Source organism: Clostridium sp. BL-8 (genome assembly GCF_002006495.1).
Lineage (GTDB): Bacteria > Bacillota > Clostridia > Clostridiales > Clostridiaceae > Clostridium.
Genome location: NZ_LZZL01000138.1, coordinates 1 through 9520 on the forward strand (window position 1 = coordinate 1; position 9520 = coordinate 9520).

A 9520-nucleotide genomic window follows, 5' to 3' on the forward strand; every position below is an offset into this window, starting at 1 on the left:
CTTCTGGATATTCAGGATCTATTGGTAAATATGCTCCTCCAGCCTTTAAGATTCCCATTATTCCAATTATCATCTCTAGAGATCTATCTACCATTATTCCGACTATTGTTTCTGCTTCTACACCCTTTCCTCTTAAAATCCTTGCTAAAGCATTAGATTTCTCATTAAGCTCTTTATACGTTAATTTCTTATTTTTATATACTACCGCTATATTATCTGGTGTTTTTTCTACCTGCTCTTCAAATAGATCTACTATTGTTTTATTCTTTGGATTCTCTGCTTTTGTTCTATTAAAAGCATTTAATAACTTATCTTTTTCCTCTGGACTAATTAAATCAATTTCACATATCCTGCTCTCTAATTTGCCGGCTACATAAGTCAATATATTGATATAATGTTCCTTCATCCTTTCTATTGTTTCTTCTTTAAATAATTTAGTGCAATATTCTAAACTGAAATTTATACCTTCTTCTGCCTCTGCTCCAGCTAAAATCAAATCGAATTTTGATATAGTTAGCTCTGATTCAACCACCTTAGCCTTCATACTATTTTCTTCAATACCCAAGTCCATATTTTCAATTACAAACATCACATCAAATAGAGGATTTCTACTTATATCTCTTTTGAAATCTAGTTTATTAACTAAATCATCAAATTGATAATCAAGATTTTCAAAATCTCTTAAAGTATTACCTTTCAATTCTTTTAAGAACTCTTTAAAAGTTTTATTTCTCTCTGGATAATTTCTAAGTGCTACCGTATTTACAAACATCCCTACAGTATCCGCAAGTTCGGCTTGTGATCTTCCTGCTTGAACAGTTCCTACTATAACATCTTCTTGTCCACTATATCTTGCCAGCATCACATTATATGCCGCCAAAAGTACCATATATAATGTTGCCCCTGTTTCTTTTGCTATGTTATTTAACTTTTCTTTAAACTCTTTATTTACAGTAAAGTTTATCCTATTTCCTTCATAGCTTTGTACTTTAGGTCTTTCATAATCTGCTATAATATCGAGTACTGGTAACTCTCCACTTAATCTATTTAACCAATATTCCTCTTGTTTTTTTATTACTCCACTTTCTTCTAAGTTATTTTGCCATTCTGAATAATCTTTATATTGCAATTGAGGTTCTCTTAGGTTCTCACCTACATACAATTCCATAAATTCTTTCATTAATATACCCATAGACACACCATCGGTTACTATATGATGGACATCCAACATGAATATATATTTCTTATCTTTGCATTTTATTAATTTACTTCGTATTAATGGTGCTTTCGCTAAATCAAATGGCCTAATAAACTTCTTTATTCTCTCCTTAATTACTTTTTTATTTGCTTCTTCATATTGAAACTCCAGTTTCCATTCTTTATGAATTCTTTGTACTATTTCTCCATCTATAACTTCAAAACTAGTTCTTAATGCCTCATGTCTTCTTATTAATTCATTTAATACTATTTCTACTTTCTTCTCATTCAGCTTCTCTTTTATTTCTAATATCATTGGAACATTATAAACAGTATTAAATTTATCCATTTCCCATAATGTAAATATTCTCTTTTCTGCTGAAGATGCCTTATAAAATTTCTTCTCTTCTGCTTTGTTTATTGTAATATATTCTTTTTTATCTGCTTTTTCTATTACTGCACTTAAAGCTTTTATATTAGGATTTTCAAATATTTCTCTTACCTTTATTTCTATCTCAAATTCTCTCTTGATTTTTGCTACAATTAATACTGCTTTTAAAGAATGACCGCCTAAATCGAAATAATTATCATTAATACCTATGTGATTTCTATCTAAGACTTCCTCCCATATTTCTACTAACTTTTCTTGCATTTCATTTTCTGGTGCCTCATATTTAGCTTCTAAAACTTGTGCAATATCAATTTCCGGCAATGCCTTCCTATCAAGCTTGCCATTAGTGGTTAATGGTAACTTATCTATTTGCACAATATAACTAGGTATCATATAAGCTGGTAATTCTTTTGAAAGTTCTTCTTTTATTGATGTTATTGCTACTTCTTGTTCTGCTGTTATATAGCCGCAAAGATACTTGTCTCCATTATTATCGGTCTTAGCTACAACTACCGCTTCCTTTATTTCTTTTAACTTTGAAAGCTGATTTTCTATTTCTCCAATCTCTATTCTAAAGCCTCTTATTTTTACTTGATTATCTATTCTTCCTAGATATTCTATGTTTCCATCTGGAAGCCATCTTGCTAAATCTCCTGTTCTATACATTTTAGTGCCCGGCTCAAATGGATTATCTACAAACTTTTCTTTTGTTAATTCTTCCTTATTTAAATATCCTCTTGAAAGCCCATCTCCAGAAATACATAGTTCTCCCGCAACCCCTATTGGCAGCAGACTTCTATTTTTATCTACAATAAATATATTAGAATTTATTATAGGTTTTCCTATAGGTATGCTCTTTGAATTTTTTATCTGTTCTATATCATTAATATGATAAGCTGTCGAATCAACACAGCATTCTGTTGGCCCATATATATTGGTAAGAACTATCTTGCTAGAATTAAATGTATTGTAGAAATTTTCAACAACTTTAATTGAAAAGGCATCTCCACCTATAATAAATTGCTTAACATTTAACTTTACATCATTTAACTCAGCACTATTAATTAACATGTTAATATGCATTGGTGTTCCATCAGAAACATCCACTTCATTATAGTCATAATACTTTAATAATAAATTACCATCTAGTCTTGTATCCTTCGGAACAATGAAAAGAGTATTTCCTAGTGCTAAACATGGGAATATCTGCTTTACAGACGCATCAAACACATATGGAGCCACTAATGCTACATTTAACTTTGATTTATAATTTTTGTATATAGACTCAAACAATGCATTTATCAAACTTATAACATTTCTATGTTCAATCAATACCCCCTTTGGCTTTCCAGTAGTACCTGAAGTGTATATAACATATGCTAAATTATTTGATTTTATTATTTTATCTAGATTACTATTTTCCTTTTCATATAATTTACTATCTTCTAAATCTATAGTCTCTACATCATATTTTATGCTTTCTAGTAATTTATTTTGTGTTAGAAGTATTTTTGCCTTACTATCTTCCAGCATATACTTTATTCTATCTTCAGGATATTCAGGATCTATTGGTAAATAGGCTCCTCCTGCTTTTAATATTCCCATTATTGCTACCATCATCTCTAAAGATCTATCTACCATTATTCCAACTATAGTGTCTGCTTTTACACCCTTTTCTCTTAAAACTCTTGCTAGGGCATTGGATTTTTCATTTAGCTCTTTATAAGTCAATTTCTTATCTTCATATACTACTGCTATATTATTAGGAGCCTTCTTCACTTGTTCTTCAAATAATTCTTGTATTGTCTTATCCTTTTTGTACTCTGCTCTTATTTTATTAAACTCATGGAGTAACTTATTCTTTTCCTCTGCACTCATTATATTCATTTCATATATTTTACTATCTAACTTAGAGGTTATGGAATTTAATATATTAATATAATGTTCTTTCATTCTCTCTATAGTTTCATTTTTAAATAACTTAGTACAATACTCTAAGCTAAAATTCATCCCATTATCCGTTTCTACTCCAGCCAATGTTAAGTCAAATTTTGCTATAGTTAACTCTGATTCAATATCAATAGGCTTAAATTTCATAGCATTTTCATCCACACCAGAATTCATATTTTCAAGTACAAACATTACATCAAACAATGGATTTCTACTTATATCTCTCTTTAAATTTAGCTTATTGACTAAATCATCAAATTGATAATCAAGATTTTCAAAGTCTCTTAGTGTATTATTTTTTAGTTCTTCCAAGAATTCTCTAAAAGTTTTGTTTCCACTTGGATAATTTCTAAGTGCTATTGTATTTACGAACATTCCTACTGTATTTTCAAGTTCTGCCTGTGATCTTCCGGCTTGTGCTGTTCCTACTATAATATCTTCCTGTCCGCTGTATTTCGATAGCATCACATTGTATGCTGCTAAAAGAATCATATATAATGTCGTTCCAGTTTCTTTTGCTGTATTGTTCAATTTTTCTTTCAAGTCCTTATTTATAGAAAAACCTATTCTATCACCTTCATAGCTTTGAACATTTGGTCTCTCATAGTCTGTTACAACATTTAATATTGGAAGTTCTCCACTTAATCTATTTAACCAATATTCTTCCTGCCTTTTTATTACGCCTTTTTTCTCCAAATCACTTTGCCACTCTGAGTAATCTTTGTATTGTAATTGAGGCTCCTTCAATTTTTCACCTCTATACAATTCAACAAATTCCTTCATCAGTATTCCATTAGACACTCCATCTGTTGCTATGTGATGAACATCCAGCATGAATATGTACTTTTTATCCTCACATTTTACTAATTTGCTTCTTATTAGTGGTGCTTCTGTTAAATCAAATGGCTTAATAAAATTGTTTATACTTTCTTTAGCAGCTTTCTCACTTGCTTCTTCATATTCATAATCTAGTTTCCATTCTTTCTCTATCTTTTGTACTATCTCACCATTTACTACGTGAAAGCTTGTTCTTAAAGCTTCATGCCCCTTTACTAATTCATTTAATGCTTTTTCTACCATTTTATTATCCATTTGTTCTTCTATTTCTACTATCATTGGAATATTATAAACAGTATTTAATTTATCCATCTGCCATAGTGTAAATATTCTTTTTTCTGCTGAAGATGCTTTATAAAATTCCTTTTCCTCTGCTTTGTTTATTGTTATGTATTCCTTTTTCTCTGAGCTTTCTATTATCATACCTAAATCTTTTATAGTAGGATTTTCAAATAACTCTCTCACCTTTATTTCTACTTTTAATTCTTTCTTTATTTTTGATATTATTAATACTGCTTTTAATGAATGACCACCTAAATCAAAATAATTATCATTGATACCTACATGTTTTCTATCTAGAACTTCTTCCCATATTTCTACTAGCTTTTCCTCTATTTCATTTCCTGGCGCTTCATATTCAGTTTCCAGCATTTGTGCCATATCTATTTCTGGAAGTGCTTTCTTATCTATCTTTCCATTAGTTGTTAGAGGAATTTTATCTATCTGCAGCATATAATTAGGTATCATATATGCTGGTAGTTCTTTTGAAAGCTCTTCTTTTATTGATGTTATTGCTACTTCTTGTTCTGCTGTTATATATCCGCAAAGATACTTGTCTCCATTATTATCGCTCTTAGCTACAACTACCGCTTCCTTTATCTCTTTTAATTTCGAAAGCTGATTCTCTATTTCTCCAATTTCTATTCTAAACCCTCTTATTTTTACTTGATTATCTGCTCTTCCTAAATATTCTATATTTCCATCTGGAAGCCATCTTGCTAAATCTCCAGTTCTGTACATTTTCCTTCCTGGCTCATATGGATTATCTACAAACTTTTCTCTTGTCAAATCTTCTTTATTTAAATATCCCCTTGAAAGCCCATTTCCTGTGATACATAATTCTCCAGCTACTCCAACTGGCAATAATGAATTATTTTTTCCTAGTATATATATTTTAGAATTATTTATAGGCTTTCCTATTGGTATTATATGTAACTCCCCTGCCTTCATCCTATCAATATGATAGGCGGTAGAATCAACACAGCATTCTGTTGGGCCATATATGTTAGTAATAATTGTTTCATTTGAATTAAATGTATTATAAAAGTTTTCAACAGCTTTAACCTTTAAAGCATCTCCACCTATTATAAAACGCTTAACATTCATTCCTACATTATTTAGTTCAGCACTATTAATAAGCATATTAATATGCATTGGTGTTCCATCTGAAACATCTATTCTATTATGCTCATAATATTTTAATAATAAATTACCATCTAATCTTGTATCCTTCGGAACAATGAAAAGAGCATTTCCTAGTGCTAAGCATGGAAATATCTGTTTTACGGACGCGTCAAAAACATATGGAGCAACTAGTGCTACATTCATCTTAACTTTATAATTTTTATATATAGACTCAAATAATGCATTTATTAAACTTATAACATTTCTATGTTCTATTAATACACCTTTTGGTTTTCCAGTAGTACCAGAAGTATATATAACATATGCTAGATTGTTTGACTTGCTTAAATTATCTAAATTACTATTCTCTTTTTCATATAATTTACTATTTTCTAAATCTATAACTTCTCCATCATAGTTTATGCTTCCCAATAAATTCTTTTGTGTTAAAAGGATTTTTGTCTCACTATCTTCCAGCATATACTTTATTCTATCTTCCGGATATTCAGGATCTATTGGTAAATATGCTCCTCCTGCTTTTAATATCCCCATTATTGCTATCATCATCTCTAAAGATCTATCTACCATTATTCCAACTATAGTATCTGCTTTAACACCTTTTCCTCTTAATATCCTTGCTAGAGAATTTGATTTTTCATTTAGTTCTTTATAAGTTAATTTCTTATTCTCATATACTACTGCTATATTATCTGGTGCTTTTTCTACCTGTTCCTGAAACACCTCTTGTATTGTTTTATCTTTTTGGTAGTCTGCCTCTATTTTATTAAACTCATTTAATAGTTTATTTTTTTCTTCACTTAGTAATATTGATAAATCCTTTAACTGCATATCATAATCACTGAACAAATTTTGCGCAATAATTATATATCTCTTTAAAAAACTTTCCATATATACTTTTTCAAATTTATTTTCATCATATCTAAGCTTAATTTTTATTTCATTATCTTCTTTTACAAATACAAACATTAACTCAAACTTATATTTATTTATGTATTCTAACTCATGAATATTTTCATATATAGCTCCAACATTAACTATAGAATCTATACTTTCAATATTTAATCCATTACTCTCTAGGATTTTATCTAGTGGATATCCACTATTGTTATATCCATCTGAAATAGTATTCTTAATTTCAGTTAGGATTCGTTTAAAATTCATATTATCATCTAATATATCATTTAATAATATGGCTTTATTAAACATATCCACTTTACTATTCTTCAATACTGGAGTCATGAAAGTTATGTTATCTTTACCTGCAACTTTATAAAAAAGAGCTTTTAAAATAGAATTTAATACTATGAATATTTGCAAATCTGCATCTCTGCTTATTTTAATAATTTTATCCGATAACTCCTTTGGAATACTTATCTCTATGTCATTTATTTTATAATCGTCATTCTTATTTTTAGTTGGTATTGGAATGTCTAATTTTTCAATACCGTTCTTTAATTTTTCATTCCAATAATTTAATTCTTTTCTAAATTTGTCCATAGAAAGTATCGCATTTTCATTCTTACTCATCTCACAACATTCTCCCATTATATATTTATTTATTACAGGCATATTAATTAAATATGCCTGTAACAATACTAAAACTAGCTTAAGAATTTATATAGTTAAAAAATCGAAATCATCTACTTGAACTTTTTCATCATCAATATATTCTTCATATTCCTTTAACTCTTCAGCTGATAACATTTTTATCTCACATAATTTTATGTCAATATTGTTAGCTGCTTCTTTAATTAAATTAATATAATGCTTCTTCATTTTTTCCATAGTTTCAGTTTTAAATAATTTGCTACAATAAGTTAAACTAAAGTCCATTCCTTCTTTTGTCTCTATACCAGTTAATGTAAGGTCAAACTTTGATATAGTCGATTCTGATTCAAGCATTTTAATCTTCATCTCGTTTTTATCTAAACCAAAATCCATGTTTTCAAGTACAAACATTACATCAAATACTGGATTTCTACTCACATCTCTCTTTAAGCTTAGCTTATTGACTAAATCATCAAATTGATAATCAAGGTTTTCAAAATCTCTTAAGGTATTATTTTTCAATTCCTTTAAGAATTCTCTGAAAGTCTTGTTTCCATTAGGGTAATTTCTAAGTGCTACCGTATTTACAAACATTCCAACTGTATCTTCAAGTTCTGCTTGCGATCTTCCTGCCTGTGCTGTTCCTACTATAATGTCTTCTTGTCCACTGTATTTTGATAACATTACGTTGTATGCAGCCAAAAGTACCATATATAATGTTGTTCCTGTTTCTTTTGCTATATTATTTAATTTTTCTTTTAATTCTTTATCCATAGCAAAATTTAATCTGTTTCCTTCATAACTTTGTACCTTTGGTCTTTCATAATCAGTTTCAAGCTTTAATATTGGCAGCTCTCCATTTAATCTATTTAACCAATATTCTTCTTGTTTTCCTATCACACCATTTTCTTCTAAACTATTCTGCCATTCTGAATAATCTCTATATTGTAATATTGGCTGCCCTAATTTTTCATCATTGTACAATTTCATGAATTCTTTCATTAACACGCTCATAGATACTCCGTCAGATACTATATGATGAACATCTAACATGAATATATATTTTTTATCTTCACATTTTATAAGCTTACTGCGCATTAATGGTGCTCTTGTTAAATCAAATGGCTTAGTAAAATCATCTACTTTTTCTTTAATCATCTTTTCATTTACTTCTTCATATTCATAATCTAATTTCCACTCATTATGAATTCTTTGTACTATTTCACCATCCATTACCTTAAAGCTTGTTCTTAATGCTTCATGTCTTTCTATAAGCTTATTTAATATTATCTCTACTTTTCTATTATCCATTTTTTCTTGGATTTCTAGTATCATTGGAATATTATAAACAGTATTAAGCTTATCTATTTCCCATAATGTAAATATTCTTTTTTCTGCTGAAGATGCTTTGTAGAATTCTTTTTCTTCTGCCTTACTTATTGTTACATATTCTTTTTTATCAGCTTTTTCTATTATTCTAGCTAAAGTCTTTACAGTTGGATTTTCAAATAATTTTCTAACTTCTATTTGTACTTCAAATTCTTTTTTTATTTTTGCCATAATCAATGCTGCTTTTAATGAATGACCACCTAAATCAAAGTAATTGTCATTAATACCTATGTGATTTCTGTCTAGAACTTCTTCCCATACTTTTACTAACTTTTCTTCTATTTCATTTCCTGGTGCTTCATATTCACTTTCTAACATTTTAGCAACATCTATTTCTGGAAGAGCTTTTTTATCTATTTTTCCATTTGGTGTTAATGGGAACTTATCTATTTGTAATATATAGCTTGGTATCATATATGATGGTAATTCTTTTGAGAGTTCTTCTTTTATTAATGCTATTTCTACTTCCTGCCCTGCTGTTACATATCCACAAAGATACTTGTCTCCATTTTCATTACTCTTCGCTATTACTACTGCTTCTTTTATCTCTTTAATTTTTAAAAGCTGATTTTCTATTTCTCCAATTTCTATTCTAAAGCCTCGCACTTTTACTTGATTATCTATTCTTCCTAGGTATTCTATATTTCCATCTGGAAGCCATCTTGCTAAATCTCCTGTTCTGTACATTTTAACTCCTGGCTCAAATGGATTATCTACAAACTTTTCTGTTGTTAATTCTTCTCTGTTTAAATATCCTCTTGCAAGTCCATCTCCTGAAACACA

General features: G+C 29.1%; 2 protein-coding genes. Both read right to left on the minus strand.

Annotation, left to right across the window (positions count from 1 at the left end; genetic code table 11):
• Positions 1–7327 (minus strand): non-ribosomal peptide synthetase (locus CLOBL_RS25690; RefSeq protein ID WP_242953926.1); only part of this gene is annotated, 7327 nt, incomplete at its 3' end.
• Positions 7328–7414: 87 nt separating this feature from the next.
• Positions 7415–9520 (minus strand): condensation domain-containing protein (locus CLOBL_RS25695; protein WP_143323961.1); only part of this gene is annotated, 2106 nt, incomplete at its 5' end.